This is a genomic window from Pedococcus sp. P3_C7 (assembly GCF_056402615.1).
Map to the genome: position 1 here is coordinate 31,273 of NZ_JBFUHC010000010.1, position 13,735 is coordinate 45,007.

General features: G+C 67.8%; 17 protein-coding genes and 1 tRNA gene. 15 read left to right on the plus strand and 3 right to left on the minus strand.

The features are described from left to right. Positions 1 to 2: 2 nt before the first annotated feature. Positions 3 to 761: a helix-turn-helix domain-containing protein gene (locus AC1DS4_RS14350; protein ID WP_477633524.1), complete on the minus strand. Its 759-nt coding sequence runs from the start codon at positions 759 to 761 to the stop codon at positions 3 to 5. A 136-nt stretch (positions 762 to 897) separates the two neighbouring features. On the opposite strand from AC1DS4_RS14350, the gene AC1DS4_RS14355 reads away from it, so the two are divergent. The 9 genes from AC1DS4_RS14355 to AC1DS4_RS14395 all read left to right on the plus strand — a co-directional run bounded on the left by AC1DS4_RS14355 (position 898) and on the right by AC1DS4_RS14395 (position 6,970). Further along, positions 898 to 1,353 carry a plasmid replication, integration and excision activator gene (locus AC1DS4_RS14355; protein WP_477633525.1) on the plus strand — a complete coding sequence of 152 codons (456 nt, stop codon included), beginning with the start codon at positions 898 to 900 and terminating at the stop codon, positions 1,351 to 1,353. A 1-nt stretch (position 1,354) separates the two neighbouring features. Next, positions 1,355 to 1,606, plus strand: coding sequence for a hypothetical protein (locus tag AC1DS4_RS14360; protein ID WP_477633526.1), 252 nt, complete (start codon positions 1,355 to 1,357; stop codon positions 1,604 to 1,606). Between the two features lie 234 nt (positions 1,607 to 1,840). Next, positions 1,841 to 2,092 carry a hypothetical protein gene (locus tag AC1DS4_RS14365; RefSeq protein WP_477633528.1) on the plus strand — a complete coding sequence of 84 codons (252 nt, stop codon included), beginning with the start codon at positions 1,841 to 1,843 and terminating at the stop codon, positions 2,090 to 2,092. A 20-nt stretch (positions 2,093 to 2,112) separates the two neighbouring features. Further along, entirely contained in the window at positions 2,113 to 2,346 is a 234-nt protein-coding gene (locus AC1DS4_RS14370; RefSeq protein ID WP_477633529.1) for a hypothetical protein, read from the plus strand. Positions 2,347 to 2,906: 560 nt separating this feature from the next. After that, entirely contained in the window at positions 2,907 to 3,752 is an 846-nt protein-coding gene (locus AC1DS4_RS14375) for an FtsK/SpoIIIE domain-containing protein (RefSeq protein WP_477646058.1), read from the plus strand. 8 nt (positions 3,753 to 3,760) lie between these two features. Beyond that, complete coding sequence (locus AC1DS4_RS14380; protein ID WP_477633558.1) at positions 3,761 to 4,129, plus strand: WhiB family transcriptional regulator; 369 nt, start codon at positions 3,761 to 3,763, stop codon at positions 4,127 to 4,129. After that, entirely contained in the window at positions 4,126 to 5,655 is a 1,530-nt protein-coding gene (locus AC1DS4_RS14385; protein WP_477633530.1) for a replication initiator, read from the plus strand. The genes AC1DS4_RS14380 and AC1DS4_RS14385 overlap by 4 nt, the downstream gene beginning before the upstream one ends. Continuing rightward, complete coding sequence (locus AC1DS4_RS14390; protein ID WP_477633531.1) at positions 5,655 to 5,858, plus strand: excisionase family DNA-binding protein; 204 nt, start codon at positions 5,655 to 5,657, stop codon at positions 5,856 to 5,858. Before AC1DS4_RS14385 ends, AC1DS4_RS14390 begins: the two co-directional genes overlap by 1 nt. Next, a complete protein-coding gene (locus AC1DS4_RS14395; RefSeq protein WP_477633532.1) occupies positions 5,855 to 6,970 on the plus strand; it encodes a tyrosine-type recombinase/integrase in 1,116 nt (371 codons plus the stop codon). The genes AC1DS4_RS14390 and AC1DS4_RS14395 overlap by 4 nt, the downstream gene beginning before the upstream one ends. Positions 6,971 to 7,078: 108 nt before the next feature. On the opposite strand, the gene AC1DS4_RS14400 is transcribed toward AC1DS4_RS14395, so the two are convergent. After that, positions 7,079 to 7,152 (minus strand) — tRNA-Gly (locus AC1DS4_RS14400). 116 nt (positions 7,153 to 7,268) lie between these two features. Between AC1DS4_RS14400 and dcd the strand changes: the two genes are divergently transcribed. The 3 genes from dcd (at position 7,269) to AC1DS4_RS14415 (ending at position 9,636) form a co-directional block, all read left to right on the plus strand. Then, positions 7,269 to 7,844 (plus strand): dCTP deaminase, encoded by a 576-nt coding sequence (gene dcd / locus AC1DS4_RS14405; RefSeq protein WP_477633533.1) that lies wholly within the window; start codon positions 7,269 to 7,271, stop codon positions 7,842 to 7,844. Between the two features lie 86 nt (positions 7,845 to 7,930). Continuing rightward, positions 7,931 to 8,881 carry an aldo/keto reductase gene (locus AC1DS4_RS14410; RefSeq protein WP_477633534.1) on the plus strand — a complete coding sequence of 317 codons (951 nt, stop codon included), beginning with the start codon at positions 7,931 to 7,933 and terminating at the stop codon, positions 8,879 to 8,881. A gap of 86 nt (positions 8,882 to 8,967) precedes the next feature. Then, positions 8,968 to 9,636, plus strand: a complete 669-nt coding sequence (locus AC1DS4_RS14415) for an alpha/beta hydrolase (RefSeq protein WP_477633535.1) — start codon at positions 8,968 to 8,970, stop codon at positions 9,634 to 9,636. On the opposite strand, the gene AC1DS4_RS14420 is transcribed toward AC1DS4_RS14415, so the two are convergent. Next, positions 9,633 to 11,090: an aromatic amino acid ammonia-lyase gene (locus AC1DS4_RS14420; RefSeq protein ID WP_477633536.1), complete on the minus strand. Its 1,458-nt coding sequence runs from the start codon at positions 11,088 to 11,090 to the stop codon at positions 9,633 to 9,635. The two genes, AC1DS4_RS14415 and AC1DS4_RS14420, sit on opposite strands and share 4 nt — an antisense overlap. Positions 11,091 to 11,148: 58 nt before the next feature. On the opposite strand from AC1DS4_RS14420, the gene AC1DS4_RS14425 reads away from it, so the two are divergent. The 3 genes from AC1DS4_RS14425 to AC1DS4_RS14435 are packed head-to-tail and all read left to right on the plus strand — an operon-like array spanning position 11,149 to position 13,723. Next, positions 11,149 to 12,267 carry an ABC transporter ATP-binding protein gene (locus AC1DS4_RS14425; protein WP_477614417.1) on the plus strand — a complete coding sequence of 373 codons (1,119 nt, stop codon included), beginning with the start codon at positions 11,149 to 11,151 and terminating at the stop codon, positions 12,265 to 12,267. Then, positions 12,264 to 12,911: an ABC transporter permease gene (locus AC1DS4_RS14430; RefSeq protein ID WP_477614418.1), complete on the plus strand. Its 648-nt coding sequence runs from the start codon at positions 12,264 to 12,266 to the stop codon at positions 12,909 to 12,911. Before AC1DS4_RS14425 ends, AC1DS4_RS14430 begins: the two co-directional genes overlap by 4 nt. Then, positions 12,908 to 13,723 (plus strand): ABC transporter permease, encoded by an 816-nt coding sequence (locus AC1DS4_RS14435; RefSeq protein ID WP_477633537.1) that lies wholly within the window; start codon positions 12,908 to 12,910, stop codon positions 13,721 to 13,723. The genes AC1DS4_RS14430 and AC1DS4_RS14435 overlap by 4 nt, the downstream gene beginning before the upstream one ends. Positions 13,724 to 13,735 lie beyond the last annotated feature (12 nt).

Below are 13,735 nucleotides of genomic sequence, written 5' to 3' on the forward strand. Positions count from 1 at the left end.
GACTAGGCGACCCACGCTTTGTCAGCGATGCGAGCGCCGTCCCACACCTTCTCGAAGGCTGTGATCTGGTGGTCGAACATGCGGCCGCCAGCGATGCGGTGAAGGTGCATGACGGGCGAGTGGTTCGCCGGTGCGCCGTAGGCATGGTGGTTCGCGAACAGCTGGTCGTCGAATCGGAAGATCGAGCTGTAGAGCGTGCGGTCGTGTGCTCGCGCCTCGATCCCGGGGTGCCCGAGCAGTGGCTTGAGGTACCTCCAGGTCATGCGGCACCGGGCTGCAAGAGAGTCTGCGATTCCCTCCTCCTCGCCACGCAGCGCCACGGCGTCCGAGTCGGGGTCGCCGAACAGTAGGCGAATCCTCGTTCCCGCCTTGGCTCGCTGGGCAATGAGCTCGTCGAAGTCGGGAATGGTGTCGTGCAGGAAGGTGGCAGCGAAGGCCAACATGTCGATGCTCTCGCGGGCCTCGCGGAGGAGCCCCTGCCAGGTGCCTGGTGGCACACTTCCGCGATTGGGGTGCACCGCGACGACCTCCGCGGCGCTGGCTGCTTCGGCTCGGGCATCTGAGAGGGCCGCCGGCCAGAGATAGTGCTCGTCCTTGCCCAGTGCCACCCCTGCAGCCTGACGATGACGACGGTGGGGCGTTCTGCCCGTCGAGATCCATCGATCGATGGTCTTGGGATCCACGCCCAGCGCTTCGCCGAGGCCTTCGCTGGTCAGCGCTGCCTCTGTGATGGCCGCTCGAAGTCGCTCGTTGGTCTCCATCGCCCAACCTTCCCTTTTGGGACGTTTCCTCCACGGTACGACGTCCTGAGGTGTCCCGCAGCGCGGTTACCCCGTGCCTGTGGACAGCGATGGCATGGACGTGGGCCAACACGGGCCCACAACGAAAGGCACAGCAATGGCTATTGCTCGAAAGCTCAAGCTCTCGCACGACGACGTGTTCCCCAGCGGGGCGTTCATCGTCTCCGAGGTCACTCCTGTCTTCGACTTCGAGAGGTCAACGCGGGACAACAAGGTCCAGCAGGTCGACCCAGACACAGGTCTGCTCCTGTGGCAGATCGATGTCCTGGACGCCGACCCTGAAGCGACGAAGAAGAACCGCACCGTGACCATCAAGCTGCTGGCAAAGGTGCAGCCCGTTCCGCCGGCACCGGACGGCGCCGAGACGTTCGCCCGAGTGGTGTTCGAGGATCTCGTGGCGACACCGTGGATCGATTCGTCCCGGTGCAAGCCCCCGGAGTCGAACAAGTCGCACCGATGCGGCGCCCAAGCTGCGTGGTCCTTCAAGGCCAGGGGGATGGCGGCACCGGGCAAGCAGTCCGCATCCCCGAGTGTCCCCACCAAGGCGGCGTGACATGACGGTTCTCAAGGCCGACGAACGCAAAGCCGCGCTTGGCGACATCCTCCACGCCCTGAACCACTTCACCTGGGATCTGGAGCGTGATGGTTGGGAGCGTGAGGCCGCTCGGGTCGACTCAGCCATCTGCGTGCTCCAGAGCCTGAGCGCAGCCATCCATCACGTCCAGCTCGCGATCGACGCACCGGCCGAGGCAGAGCGCAGGTATGGGATCGGGACGACCTTGGTGGTGGGCAATGCGCCCTGGTGATGTTGCGGCGTGGAGCGAAGCCCTCGGTGTGGGTGCGAGGGAACTGCCGTGGGCAATCGCTGCACGCGTGCGGACCATCGAGGACCTTCATGCCGAGATCACGCGGCTTCGGACAGGACTCTCTGAGGCGCCCGACGAGGAGATGCTCACATCGATCAGCTCGGCCAGCCGCGCCCTGAGCGTCGCCGGTGATCGTCTCAACGAGGCCTTGGTCGAAGTGAGGCGGGATCGCTGATGTGGCAGGGGACGGTCAAGGAGTGGGCAGACGCGCTGGATGTCGGTCCCGACGACCTCACGAGCTGCCTCTCGCGGATCGTTCGAGAACTCGAGACTGCCCACGCGAACGTCATCGGGATCGAGGAGCAGATCGTGGACATCCCCGACGACACCGCGAGTCACGCCGTGCGATTCGCCGGAATCGGCCTTGCCGCGGCTACGGAACTGCTCATGGCGGCTCTGATCACGGCGCGTGCGGAGGTGGGTTGAGCGTGCGTCCTTCAGAGCGAATGGGTTGGTGCGAATCGCTCGGAGTTGGCAGCAGCGAGCTGCACGCCGAGCTTCGTGGGCTGTGGCGTGCCCAGGAGGAGTTGTATGCCGCGCAGATGCGGATTCGTGATCGGCTCCATTCCGCTCCAGACCGGGACCTCGACGAGTCACTGCGGCAGGCGGAACGCCACCTCGCGAGGGTTTCCGTGATCCTGGGCGGAACCGTGGCGGACCTGGCCAAGGAGGGCGGGTGATGGGTGTGCGCGACACGACCCAGCCGATGTTCGGATCCGACGACCCGCTCGCCGTGACACTGGAAGCAGTGGTCAGGGCTGCCTGGTTGGCCGTCTGGGTGGTTTGGTCCCTTTGCGTCTTCGCGATCAGGAATCCACTCGTGTTCATCGGGATTGGTGCGCCGATCGCCCTATTCATCTGGCGGGGTCCCTGGCATGCCCTTCTGCTCGTAGCGTGCATGGTCCTTGCTCTCACCCTCTGGCGAGTCCTCGCGGCCGCCTCGTTCACGCGCTGGGTGCGGCCAGCACTGGCGACTGGTTGGCGTGGGCCGCTGTATCGGCTGATCTGGCCCCGCCTTGCCCGACGGCATCGCTTGATCGCCTACGAGCCTCGAGTCGGCCGCGGCGACGGGGAGGTGCCAAAGCTCCGCAGGGTTCGCGTCACGTCGTCGGGCATCGAGCGACTTCTACTCCGGCTCCCGGCAGGACTGACCCCGGATGACGTCGCCAGCGCGTGTGACGGCCTTGCCCACGCCTTTAGGTGTGCGGACGCTCGCGTAGCTCCCGCAGGCCCTGGCCGAGTGTGGCTCGAGCTCCATCGAAGGGACAGCCTTGCCGGTGTAGTCGCGCCGATTCCCAATTCCGGATCTGTCGACCTTGGTCGCCTCCCCGTGGGACGGCACGAGGACGGCACGGCCTGGTCGATGAGGTTGTCGGGGACGCATCTGCTCATTGCCGGCGCGACCGGATCGGGGAAGGGCTCGATCCTGTGGTCACTGTTCAGAGCCATGGCGCCGGCCATCGAGTCAGGGCGCGTGGCCATGTGGGTTGTGGACCCGAAGGGCGGAATGGAGCTGAGGCCCGGGCTACCTCTATTCGCACGTTTCGAAGATGGCACCACTGACTCGATGTGTGAGTTGCTAGAGGAGTTGGTGCGACTCAAGGACGAGCGAGCCAGACAGCTGGCCTCGGAAGCGCGCCGCGTTCACGAGCCGGCGCCGGAGTCTCCTCACATCGTGCTGGTGATAGATGAATTGGCCACACTCACAGCCTTTGCCGAGCGGACGGTTGTGCGGCGTATTGACCAGGCCCTAGGACTGCTGCTCACACAAGGTCGGGCTTGCGGCATCACGGTGGTGGCCGCAGTGCAGGACCCAGGCAAGGACGTCGTCGGCTGGCGCGACCTGTTCCCAACCCGTGTGGCGATGCGGCTAGACAATCCGATCCAGGTTGACATGGTCCTGGGTGAGGGAGCCCGCGACAGAGGGGCCCGCTCTGATCAGATCAGTGAGCTGACCCCCGGGGTTGCTTTTGTACGGGTCGAGGGAACCCGCGAGTTGCGCCGGGTCCGCGCGTCCTATCTGGACGACGAAGCCATCGAGCGACTCGTGCGTTCTGTGATCACGCCGGTTGGGGAGTCGGCATGAGCCGGGTAATGAGATACGGCGATCCCGGTGTCCCCCGCACGTGGATCAATGCCTCGGGCCAGTTCTCGGCGCGACGCCTCGCCTCCGTCCCTTGGCAGCGACGCGGACTGTGCGTCGGCCGGGACGCGCGCCCGTGGTTTGCTCGCTGGGATGCGCCCTCCGCGAAGAGTGCGCAGGAGATCTGCTCGAGCTGTCCTGTGAAGGCTCAGTGTCTGGCTTGGGCCCTCCTGTGCGGTGACGAGTACGGCATCTGGGGAGGGCTTAACCCCCTTGAGCGGCTCGCATTGGAAGGGCTGCTCGCGGCTGGTGCGCCGCTTGGTGAGGTGGTTCAAATGGCGACCCATTCGCTGCCGTCATCGGTCCGGGGCGCGGCATGACGACCCCCCGGATCAGCAACGACATGATCCGCGAACTAGCGGTCAAGGAGGTCGTCTGCGTCCGGCCCGTTATGCGCGTGGTCACTGACCGGCTCACCAAGGACGAGACCATCGTCCCCATCCCTTGCGGCTCAACACGGGAGTCGGTCTGCCCTTCGTGCGCGACGAAGGCACGCTGGCTCCGGATGACGCAGTGTGCCGAGGGATGGCACCTCGAGTCGGAACCGGAGGATCTCGACCCCGCGCCCGCGGCAGAGGTCGGGGCGGGGCAGGCAAGCGACGACTCCATCAAGGACGATCCTTCGCGCCTGGTGAGGTCAACAAGGCGTCGTTCGGATGTGGTGGACCTTCCCACCCGCCCCACAGAACCGCGCACCATAGGTCAGACATTCTCGGCGCCGAACGGTCGCATCTACCGGCCCTCGATGTTCGTCACCCTCACCCTTCCGTCATACGGCAAGGTGGTCCCAGGACTGGGTGCGCCGGCAAATTCCGGGACGTACAACTACCGTCGGGCTGCCCTCGACGCCCTACATTTTCCGAGGCTGCTCGATCGCTGGATGCAGAACCTCCGTCGGTGCGCCGGCTTCCGGGTGCAGTACTTCGGAGCCGTGGAGGCCCAACGCCGACTTGCACCGCACTTCCATGTAGCGATCCGAGGCGCTGTGCCTCGTGCGACTCTCAAGGCGGTCACCCGGGCGACCTACCTTCAGCTGTGGTGGCCACAGATGAGTCAACCCATCTATATCGAGCGGGTCCCCATCTGGGACGGCGACGACTATCGGGACCCAGACACCGGCTTCGCGCTCCCCACATGGGAGAAGGCGGTGGGAGAGCTGGCAGACGATCCTGACGGTCGGCCGGCGCATGTCATGCGGTTCGGCGCACAGACGGACGTCAAGGGCATCGTGAGCGGGACGCCTGATGCCGACAGGGCCGTTCGGTATCTCACCAAGTACCTAACCAAAGCGGTGGCCGAAACCTACGCGGACCCACATGACGCAGTCGCGGCATACGAACGCCACATCGATCGACTCTGGGAAGAGGTGCGCTGGCTTCCTTGCTCACCGGAGTGCTCCAACTGGCTGCGGTTCGGCACCCAACCCCGGTTGGCCAGCCCCGGTCTGACACCCGGCCAGTGCCCGAGCAAGGCACATGACCGCGAACATCTGGGTGTTGGTGGGCGCCGAGTCCAGGTCTCACGGCACTGGTCCGGCAAGACGCTGTCCGAGCACAAGGCCGACCGGGCTGCTGTAGTTCGCGCGGTCCTCGAAGAGGCAGGTATCGAAGCCCCGGATGCCCGACGGATGTCGACGGAGGTGCTCGATGACACCGGTAGTCCCCGCTACGTATGGGACGAACTTCCCGTCAATGCTCACGACTACGCGCGGGTCGTCATGCGCAGCGTGGTTGAACGGCGCCGTCGACGAGCTGAGTACGACAGGGCAAGGCAACTGGTTGGGGCGGCAGGTCCGCCTGTGGAAAACAATTCGGCAACCCGCCGCGATGTCGGAGAGTGGTGGTGATGGAGAAGCTGCTGACCCTGGAGGAGGCCGCGGAGGTCTTGGGTACGTCCCCACGATTCCCACGGCGACTGGTCGCTGAGCGACGAATCAGGTTCGTCAAGGTTGGTCGGTTCGTGCGAATCCCCGAGACCGCAATCGAGGAGTTCGTTCAGTGCGGAACAGTGGATGTCGTCCTGCGCCCGACCGGACGCTGGGCGTCATGAGCCGCCGTCTTCGACGCGAGTTCGGGAGCATCCGGAAACGCCCCTCGGGCAAGTACTCGGCGAGTTATCTCGGTCCTGACGGATTGCGCCGATTTGCCGGGAGCACGTTTGCCACAAAGGGCGATGCCCATGCCTGGCTTGCGCTGCAACAGACCCAGATGCGCGGCGGCAGTTGGGCCGACCCTGCATTGGGCCGCCGAAAGTTGACCGACTACGGCACGCAGTGGATTGCAGAGCATCGGCTCAGCCCCCGCACCAGGGACCTCTACGCCAGCATCTTCCGACTACACATCGAACCATTCCTGGGCCATCTGCCTCTCGACCAGATCACACCCGAAGCAGTGAGATCGTGGCGTGCGAGGCTGAGGGACTTAGGGAGATCTGAATCCACCGCCGCCAAGGGCTACCGCTTGTTGAGGGCAATCCTCAACACCGCATTGGACGACGGCAGGATCACCAGGAATCCCTGCCGCATCAAGGGTGCGGACAAGGAGAACCCGCCTGAGCGTCCAGTCGCGACCGTGCCTGAGGTCTTTCTGTTGGCTGACAGCATTGGGCCGACCTATCGGGCCTTCGTGCTCACTGCCGCGCTGGCCAGCTTGCGTTGGGGAGAGCTCGTGGCTTTGCGTCGGCGCGACATCGACCTCGTCGCCGGTCTGATCTTCGTGCGCCGGAGCATGGTTGAGCGCGGAGGGAGCCTGGAGATCTCCCTGCCAAAGAACAACCGCACGCGCACGGTCGCTCTGCCAGCTGTGTTGGTCGACGAACTGGAGCTGCACCTCAGGCGTGTGGACGACGACCCCGATGCATCCGTTTTCACGGGGGAGCGCGGTGGCGTCCCTCGCCGGGGGAACTGGAGGGCGAACGTCAGCTGGAAGGACGCCGTCAAAGCCGCAGGGCTCGCGGAGGGATTTCGCTTCCACGACCTTCGCCACACTGGGAACCACCTGGCTGCCCAAACGGGAGCCTCGACCCGAGAACTCATGCAGCGGATGGGGCACTCGACTGTCCGTGCCGCGATGATCTACCAGCACGCGACGGACGCACGGTCGAGGCACATCGCCGACCGCCTGGACGAACTGGTCCGGAACCAGCGCGAGGCGTCCCAATGAGCCCCGAACCGGTGCCCTTGTTGCTCGCTAGTTGCTCGCGAGGAGGTTCGAAGGCCTCGGAGCTCCCTGGGGATCTACCTCCAAAGGCGCTGACCTGCGGTGATTCTGTGGAGCCGGTGACGAGAATCGAACTCGCGTGTCCAGCTTGGGAAGCTGGCGCTCTACCATTGAGCTACACCGGCACACGTCCCTCGGGAGCGACGTGAACACCGCCCGCGGGCGGTGCGGCAGGAAGTCTAACCGAACGCGCGCGCGAGACTGACGGCCGCCGGCATACCCCTCGCGTTAGTCTCTCTCCGTGCTGCTCAGCGACCGCGACATCAAGGCCGAGATCGACAACGGACGAGTCATCCTCGAGCCCTGGGACCCCGACATGGTCCAGCCGTCGAGCGTCGACGTGCGGCTGGACCGTTACTTCCGGTTGTTCGACAACCACAAGTACCCGTTCATCGACCCGGCCGAGGACCAGCCCGACCTCACCCGCCTGGTCGAGGTCGACGCCGGCGAGCCGTTCATCCTGCACCCGGGCGAGTTCGTCCTCGGTTCCATCTACGAGACGGTGACCCTCCCCGACGACGTGGCCGCCCGCGTCGAGGGCAAGTCCAGCCTTGGCCGGCTCGGGTTGCTGACCCACGCGACGGCCGGTTTCGTCGACCCGGGGTTCACCGGTCACGTGACTCTCGAGCTGAGCAACGTGGCCACCCTTCCGATCAAGCTGTGGCCGGGCATGAAGATCGGCCAGCTCTGCTTCTTCCGGCTTTCCAGCCCGGTCGAAAACCCTTATGGCTCAGCAAAGTACGGCTCCCACTACCAGGGCCAGCGCGGCCCCACCGCGAGCCGTTCGTTCAAGAACTTCCACGTCACCGACGTCTGAGACGCACCCTGGGGTATGCCGCGTGCTCGCCGCCGCGGCCTACCTCGCCTTGACGTGTGGTGCGGTCGACGCACCAGAGTGGACGCATGACCGCTGACCTGAGAATTGCCCTGGGCGCCATGGAGTTCGGCACCCGCATCGACGAAGCCACCTCGTTCGCCCTGCTCGACCAGTTCGTGGACGGCGGTGGGGTGTGGATCGACACGGCCGACTGCTACGCGTTCTGGCTCAGCGACAACGGGGCCGGCGGGGACAGTGAGGCGCTCATCGGCCGCTGGCTCGTCGCGCGCCCCGGCATGAGAGACCGGGTCAAGATCGCGACCAAGGCGGGCTGCGAACCCGTCGAGGCCGGCGTCTTCCCCGGTCCCACGACAGGGCTGTCCAAAGCGGCGATCGACCGCCAGTTCGAGGCGTCGCTGCGCCGACTCGGCCTCGACGGCGTCGACCTCTTCTTCGCCCACCGTGACGACCGCGAGGTCAGCGTCGAGGAGGTCGCCGAGACCCTGGGCGGGCACGCGGCGGAGGGCCGGATCGGGCGGGTCGGGCTGTCGAACTGGCCGGTCTGGCGGGCCGAACGGGCTCGCGCCCACGCCGAGAGCCAGGGGCTGCCCGGCGCCGACACCCTGCAGCTGCGTTACTCCTACCTCCAACCGCGCCCGATGGTCCGCAACCGCATCCACGACCACCGGATGGGCTGGATCACCGACGAGACGATCGACTACCTCGAGGCCAACCCGCAGTGGGAGGCCTGGGCCTACAGCCCGTTGATGCAGGGCTCCTACGACCGTGACGACCGCGAGCCGGAGGAGGCGTTCGACCACCTCGGCAGCGACCGTCGCAAGGCGGCCCTGGCTGAGGTGGCCGGTGACCTCGGGGTGTCCCGCAGCGCCGTGGTGCTCGCGTGGATGGTCGGCGGCGACCCCTCGATCCGCCCCATCGTCGCCACCAGCCGCGCCGCCCAGCTCACCGAGGCACTCGACGGGGCGCGCCTGACTCTGACCGCCGACCAACGCGCGGCCCTCGACGACGCCTGGTGAGCTCGGCAACCAGGCGAGCGGGGTCCGAAATCCGGAGCGGCGTCGGCTACGAAATACTGCGACCGTCCGATCCGTGAGGAGAACCCGTGCGCGCCCCCCGACTGCTCTGGCCCATCGAGGTCGACCAGCCGCGCGCCGTCGTGCTCGTCCTGCACGGCGGCAAGTCGCGCAGCCGCCGCCCGGTCCGCCCGTGGCAGGGGGCCGTGCTGCGGATGGCGCCGTTCGCCCATGCCGTCGGCGAGGCCGCCGAGGGAGCCATCGCGGTGGCCTCGATCCGGTATGCCGTGCGCGGCTGGAACGGCGACCAGGCCAGTCCGCTGGCGGACACCCGCCTCGCCCTCGAACAGATCGCCGCGAAGTACCCCGGCGTGCCGATCGGACTGCTCGGACACTCGATGGGTGGACGTGTCGCCCTGCACCTGGCTGACGATGAGCGCGTCACCGCGATCGTCGCCCTGGCTCCGTGGGTCGAAGCCAAGGACCGTGCCCGCTGGCACCGGGGGCTGCACGTGCTGTTCATGCACGGGACCCTCGACCGGATGACCTCGCCCCGAGCTTCCCGGGCCCTCGCGACGGCGATGGGAGCGCTGGGCGCCGACGTCACCTACGACGCGGTCAAGGGCGAGAGCCACGCCATGCTGCGCCAGGCCGCCCGCTGGCACCGCGAGTCCGCGAGCTTCCTCGCCACCCACCTGCTGGCCCGCGGCGCCCTCGAGGAGAACCAGCCCTGTCCGAGCGGCCCCGCCGAGGTCTAGCGATGCTCCGGCGTCGACAGGGCATACCGCTCCACTATGCGCTCGGCGGTCTCGAGCTCGGGGGAGAGGTCACGGTCCTCGATGCCCGCGGGCAGGCTCTCGCACCGGGTGAACGCCTCGCCCAGCTCGCCCACCGGCGCCACGCCGCGCATCCGTAGCGCCCGCACCGTGCACACGAGCTCCACGGCGAGCATGCGTCGGTAGGCAGCAGTCGCGTCGCCCAGCCGCAGAGCCGCCTGTCCCGCGAAGCTCGCGTCGTCCTCGATGCCGGCGGACACCGCGGCGGTCTGCACGCTCGACGGCGTCGATGCCACCCCGCGAATCGTCGACAACGCCGACGCCGCAACGTATTCCGCGATCAGCACCCCTGATGACCCCATCGTGGAGTCGGACAGGAACAGCGGCAGCCCGCTGTCGGAGTCGGTGAGGGTGTGGCTGATCCGCGACTGCACGGCCTGCGCCGAGCGCGTCAGCGCCAGCAGGGTCGTGTCCACCGCCAGCACCAGGTATGCCGCGTGGAAGCCGCCGTGGTGCGTCACCTCCGCGACGTCCCCCACGCCCGTGAAGAGGGGGTTCTCCGAGGCGGTGTTGGCGGCCGTCTCCACGACTGCCTTGAGGTCCAGGATCGTGTCCAGGACTGGCCCATGCACCTGAGGCCAGGTGCGCAGGCCGAAGAAGTCCTGGAGGTGAGCGGGCTCCCCGGGCTGGTCGGCCAACAGCTCGCGAAGCACGCGGATGACCTCGCGTGCCCCCCGGAACGGGGTTGCCGCTGCGGCCGTCTCGCTGATGGCCTCAGGATTTCCTTGTAGGGCAACGAAACTCAGCGCACACACCGTGTCTGCTGCGCGCGCCAAGGCGTGAAGGGACGCGGCGTGCAGGCCCGTCTCGGCGATGGCGAACGCATTGGACGACATCAGCGGCAGGGCATCGGCGGAGGTGAGCTCCAGGTCGGCGCGGTGCCCGCCGCCGGCGCGCTCGCGCTCACCGATGAGGGCGAGGCCCACCTCGGCGAGGGCGGTGAGGTCCCCCGTGCCGAGCGAGCCGTAGCGGTGCACCACTGGCAGGTCCGCTGCTGGCGCGCCCACGAGATCGGCCAGCGCCTGCGCCAGCGCGGGGTTGGCGCCGGAACCGCCCGCGAGCAGCTGGTTGGCGCGCACTGCCAACGCCGCCCGGACCACCGACGACGGCATCTCCTCCCCCCAGCCAGCCGCGTGCGAGCGCAGCAGCCGCAGCCCGTGGTCGACCTTGGAGTCGGTGCTCTCGTCACGCGCGGCACCGACCCCGGTGGTGCGCCCGTAGACCGACCGACGTGAACTGACTTCTGCCGCATGGCGGTGCGAGCGCTCTGCCGTCTCCATGGCCGCCGGTTCGATCGACGCGGGGGCACCCTGGGCGGCGCGCACCAGCGCGTCGAGATCGAGGCTGTGGCCGTCGAGGTGCACGGGTTGCGTCACGCCGCCAAGTATCGCTGGTCGGTGACGATTGTCGGTGTGCTGGGTTAGGTTGATCCGCATGATCGCCTTCGACGGTGTCACGAAGAAGTTTCCCGACGGCACTGTCGCCGTCGACCACCTCAGTTTCGAGGCACCCAGCGGCAAGATCACCGTGCTGGTCGGCCCCTCCGGGTGTGGCAAGACGACGTCCCTGCGCATGATCAACCGGATGATCCAGCCCACGTCGGGCACGATCACGCTGGACGGCAAGGACACCGGGCGGATGAAGGAGTCCGAGCTGCGACGCGGCATCGGCTACGTCATCCAGCACGCCGGCCTGTTCCCGCACCGCACCGTGCTCGACAACGTCTCGACCGTGCCGCGCCTGCTCGGCATGGACAAGACCGAGACCAGGAAGCGCTCCATGGAGCTCCTCGAGCGCGTCGGCCTCGACCCGGCGTTCGCCAAGCGCTATCCCGCGCAGCTGTCCGGCGGCCAGCAGCAGCGCGTCGGCGTCGCGCGGGCCCTCGCGGCCGACCCGCCCGTCATGCTCATGGACGAGCCGTTCAGCGCCGTCGACCCGGTGGTGCGCGAGCAGCTCCAGGACGAGTTCCTGCGGCTCCAGGGCGACCTCGGCAAGACGATCATCTTCGTCACCCACGACATCGACGAGGCCATCAAGCTCGGCGACCAGGTGGCCGTGCTCAAGGTCGGGGGACACCTCGCCCAGATCGCCGCACCGGCATACCTCCTCTCCCACCCGGTCGACGACTTCGTGGCGGACTTCGTGGGACGCGACCGCGGCTACCGCGCGCTGTCCTTCCAGGCGACGCCGCGGCTGCCGCTGGCAGCGGAGCGCACCGTCGGCATGGGCGAGCGCGTCGACACCATTGACGCCGACTGGGTGCTCGTGGTCGACGACCAGAACCACCCGCTCGGCTGGGTCGAGCCGGGGCGCGTCAAGGGCGAGGTCCGCACCGAGCTGCTGCACCGCGGTGGCACCGTCGCGCGAGCGAGCGGACCGCTGCGCTCGGCCCTCGACTCCGCCCTGTCCAGCCCGAGCCGTCGCGGCGTGATCGTCGACGACTCCGGCGCTCTGGTCGGCACGGTCCGGGCCCACGAGGTGCTGACCGCCATCGAGCAGACCGACCGGCCGGAGCTGCAAGACCCCGGCAAGCCGGGGGCGCCGGCGGCATGACCTGGTTCTTCGACCACCTCGACGAGGTGCTGAGCCGCGGGGTGCAGCACGCCTACCTCTCCGGCGTGCCCCTGCTCCTCGGGCTCCTCATCGCCCTGCCACTGGGGTGGTTGGCCAGGCGCTACAAGGTTCTCTACGCGCCCTTCACCGCCGGATTCGGGCTGCTCTACACGATCCCGAGCCTGGCCTTCTTCGTCCTGCTGCCGGCCATCACCGGCCTGCCGATCCTCGACTCGGGCAACGTGCTCATCGCGATGACCCTCTACACCGTCGCCCTGCTCGTGCGCACAGTCGCCGACGGTCTCGGCGCCGTGCCCGACCACGTCCAACAGGCCGCGACGGCGATGGGCTACACCCGCGTCAAGAGGTTCTTCGCGATCGAGCTGCCGCTCGCGGTGCCGGTCATCTCGGCGGGCATGCGCGTGGCCGCGGTGAGCAACGTCAGCATCGTCAGTGTGGGGACGGTCCTGGGCATCAACCAGCTCGGCCTGTTCTTCAGCGACGGGTTCAACCGTGACTTCTACGACCCGCTGTTCGTCGGCATCGCCGCCTGCATCGTGCTCGCCCTGGCCTTCGACGCCATCATCATCGTGCTGACCAAGGTGCTCACGCCCTGGCTGCGGGCGACGGGGGGCCGGGCATGATCGCGTCGAGCGTCATCAACCAGACCTTCTCGTGGCTCACCGACTCGATCAACTGGTCCGGGTCCGAGGGCATCCCGGCGCGGATCGTCGAGCACCTCTGGTACTCCGGCGTGGCGCTGTTGGTCGCGGCCCTCATCGCGATCCCGCTCGGACTGGTCATCGGCCACACCGGGCGCGGCCGGTTCTTCGTCGTCAACCTCGCCGGCGCTGCCCGGGCGATCCCCAGTCTGGGTCTGCTCTACCTCATGGTGCTGTGGCTCTTCCCCAAGCTCGCCGGCGACTCTGCCTTCCTCGTCCCCAGCCTGATCGTGCTCGTCGTCCTGGCGATCCCGCCGCTGATGGCGGGCGCCTATGCCGGTGTCGAGGGCGTCGACCCTGCCGCCCGCGATGCGGCCAAGGGCATGGGCATGACGGGCAGCCAGGTGCTGGCGAGGGTCGAGGTGCCCAACGCGCTGCCCTTGATCTTCTCGGGCTTCCGCTCGGCCACCCTCCAGGTGATCGCCACCGCCACCCTCGCGGCCGTGGCCGGCACCGGGGGCCTCGGCCGGTTCCTGATCGACGGGCAGAAGGTCAGGGACTTCCCACAGATGGCCGGCGGCGCACTGCTGGTGGCCGTCCTCGCCCTGGTCGTCGACCTCCTGCTCGCGGTGGTGCAGCGGTATGCCGTGTCGCCCGGGCTCACGGGCCGGGCCGGCGGGCGGCCGGGCCGACGGTCCACAGGAGGGTCGGCGGTGTCCAGCCAGCGATCAAATACCCCCCTCGATGTAGAGATTCAGGCGCCGCGGCGTACGGTGGATTCCCAGTCCAGTTGACCAACGGTAGGA